Genomic DNA, 3,303 nt, shown 5'->3' with positions numbered 1-3,303 from the left:
TACTGGGCCATGGCCCAACTGTTCATGCAACAAGGCCCGCAGGCCTTGCCCCATTTCCCCCGTGCCCCCCGCGACTGGAACAACGAAGACGTGACCTTCAACCTCGCCCGGCGCCTGGCGCCCAAGGAGCAGTGGCCCGTCGACATCGATCTGGAATCCAGGACCGCACCCTGATGGCTTTTGCCTTTCCTGCTCTCGACCACAGTGATAGCAGCTGGCTCATCGACTGAAACTCACCCACGCGACAAGGAAGCCCTTATGCCCCGCCAAAGCGACTTGCGTTTTACCTTCGCCACTCTGAAAGGCGACCCCTTCGAGGTGGTCTCATTCACCCTAGAAGAAGGCCTGTCCCGGCCGTTCAAGCTCGAACTGCAACTGGCCAGCCATGACCCGGCCGTCGACTTCAATCGTGTCCTCGACCTGTCTGGGCTGTTCACCCTTTGGCGCGGTGAGACGCCGGTGCGCTACGTCCACGGTCTGGTTAGCCTGCTCACCCAGGGTGACACCGGTTTTCGCCGCACCCGCTACACCGCCGTGGTCGAACCGACCCTGGCGCGGTTCGGCCTGCGCTCCAACTGGCGCATCTTCCAGGGCCAGACCGTGCCCGACATCATCACCAGCGTGCTGGCCGAGCAACAGCTGACTGATGTGCGCAGCGAAATCTGCTTCGATCACCAACCGCGTGAGTACTGCGTACAGGCCGGCGAAACCGACCTCGATTTCATTGCGCGCCTGGCTGCCGAGGAAGGCCTGCTCTACACCTTCGACCACCGCGCCGATGGCCATACCCTGGTCCTCACCGACCGCGTCGGCGGCCTGGGCACCATCGGCACCCACAAACATTGCCCGGTGATTTACCAGCCCATGGCCGGTGGCGATGCCACGGAACCGGCCTTGACTCGCTTTCACTACACCGAACAAGTGCGCACCGCCGTGCAAGTGCAGCGCGACTACACCTTCACCCACCCGCGCTACAACCAGCAGCACACTGCCTATGGCAACCAGGACCTGAACAACCAGCACAAGGACTACGAGCGCTACGACTACCCCGGTCGCTACAAACGCGACATTGCCGGCAAACCCTTCACCAAGACGCGACTGGCCGCGCTGCGCAACGACGCCAAGCTCGCACACCTGGCCGGTGACGATGCGCGCCTGCAACCGGGGCTGGCCTTCGACCTGAGTGAACATCCGCGCGAGGATTTCAATGATCGCTGGCGCACCATCGCCATCAACCACGCAGGCAAACAGCACAGCAGCCTGGAGGAAGAAGCGTTCGGCAGCGATCACGGCACGTTCTATGAAATGACCGCCAGCGCTATCCGCTGGACCTCCGAATGGAAGGCCCCGCGGTGCGACAAACCGTGCATCGACGGCCCGCAGATCGCCACCGTAGTCGGGCCGCCGGGGGAAGAGATTTATTGCGACCACTGGGGTCGGGTCAAGGTGCAGTTCCCGTGGGATCGCGCGGATAAAAACAACGATCAGAGTTCGTGCTGGATTCGTGTGGCTCAGGGATGGGCCGGGGCGACTTGGGGCGCGATGGCCATTCCGCGTGTGGGTCAGGAACTGATCATCAGTTATCTGGACGGCGATCCGGACCAGCCGATCGCCACCGGCCGCGCCTACCGTGAGACCAATCTGCCACCGTATGAGTTACCCAAACACAAGACGCGGATGACCATCAAGAGCCGCACTCACAAGGGGTCAGGCTTCAATGAGCTGCGCTTCGAGGATGAGCTGGGGCACCAGGAGGTGTTTATCCATGCCGAAAAAGACAAGAACGTGCATATCAAAAACAACAACGGGATCTTTGTCGGCAATGACCGAAGCGAAGAAGTCGGCAACAACGAGCGCGTCTCGATCGGCAACGATCAGTCCCATGCCGTAGGCCAGGATCGCAGCCTTTCAGTGGGGCGTGACCAAAAAATCAGCATCACCAGGAATCACTGGGAGCGGGTCGGTAATGACCGTTACGACGGCGTCACCGCCAACCACCGATGCGAAACCGGCGGGCACAGCGTGCATACCGTTAAAGGGCTGCACAGCTTTACCGCGGGCCAAGGCATGCAAACAAAAACCACCACTTACGAGCTGCAAGCCAGTGAGCGCTTGGTCTTCAAAGGGCCAGGAGGCAGCATCACCCTTGATGCACAAGGCATTCATCTCAATGGAGTCGCCATTACGCTCAAGGGACCAGTGGATCAGACTGCATCCGGTAGCGCACAGCCCTTTTCCCTGCAACTGACACCGGAAGCGGGACAGGCTTGTGTGGAGAAAAGCAAATGACTCCAGCTATCGTCCGGTCCTTCGTCACTGAGCAGCACTCACCCAACTCATCGCTGTATCTGCTACTCGACCCAATGGCCGATTGCGCCACAGACGACCCCTTGCATGTCCAAGCGCTACGTCAAACCTTGGGTGACAAAGCACTCACACGAGTGCCCCGCCCCGACCTGGCTCACACACCACAAGCGTGCCCGGTGCTGGTAACCCTCGCCACTCCTGCCGTCAAACCCCAGGAACATCTATTGTCGTTGTCGGCTCTGCGCGCCAAGGAAGATGAAGGTCGTTCAAGACGCTATGTCTGTGGCTGGCTCAGCAGTGCTGCAACACCGACAACAGTCGCCTCTCACCTGATCACGCTCGGGCAATTGCCACAGGCAGCGGAAAATCATTTTTTTCCAGTGTATGAACCGTTGCGCCTCGAATTGCTGGCCGCCACGTTGAACCACGGGGAGACAGGAAATTGGTGGCCGATCGAGCAGTGGCTTTTTCCGGCCAGCAGTGGAGCCAGTGCCCTTTTGATTGGCCAGCCTGATAAAGGCGTTGCCTTTGGACCTCTTGCTGCGGATGTACAACTGGATGCTGCGCTGGTGTCCTCATTGCTCGGTGCTTGGCGAAACGCGCTTGAACTCCCAGTGACTTATGCTCCCGCCCGCTGGCAAGGCTCTACCTTGCTCCCGGCCCAGGCAGCGGCCCAGGCCTATAAGCAGATACGTAAAGCCCGCCAGCTGGGGCTAAAAAAACACCAGGACATCGTGATCCTGGCGCTGCACCACTGGATGCTGCATTCGAACCTGCATGAACACATGGACATACGCCTGCTGATAGACCGGGCGGTCCAGCATGGAACCTCGCTCTCGTCACTGTTTGCCCCAATCAATGACGCATCGTGGCAAAGGATCGTGTCGGATTTGACCGCAGGAGCACACCGATGAACTTGAGCTCACAGCTGGAAAATGTCATTGCCGAGACCTGCCTCCCAGTGGATCAGTGCAATGTCTGCACACGCCGAGGTTT

At 59.8% G+C, this 3,303-nt stretch carries 2 protein-coding genes; both read left to right on the top strand.

Going from position 1 to position 3,303, the window contains the following annotated elements; all coding sequences use genetic code 11:
* Positions 1-258 precede the first annotated feature (258 nt).
* Positions 259-2,289, top strand: coding sequence for a type VI secretion system Vgr family protein (locus ACRESJ_RS03270; protein WP_431756618.1), 2,031 nt, complete (start codon positions 259-261; stop codon positions 2,287-2,289).
* On the top strand, positions 2,286-3,221 hold the full coding sequence (locus tag ACRESJ_RS03265; RefSeq protein WP_431756617.1) for a hypothetical protein: 936 nt from the start codon (positions 2,286-2,288) through the stop codon (positions 3,219-3,221). The genes ACRESJ_RS03270 and ACRESJ_RS03265 overlap by 4 nt, the downstream gene beginning before the upstream one ends.
* Positions 3,222-3,303 lie beyond the last annotated feature (82 nt).

It is taken from the genome of Pseudomonas sp. (assembly GCF_050739655.1).
Lineage (GTDB): Bacteria > Pseudomonadota > Gammaproteobacteria > Pseudomonadales > Pseudomonadaceae > Aquipseudomonas.
This window is presented reverse-complemented; position numbering and strand designations above follow the sequence as displayed.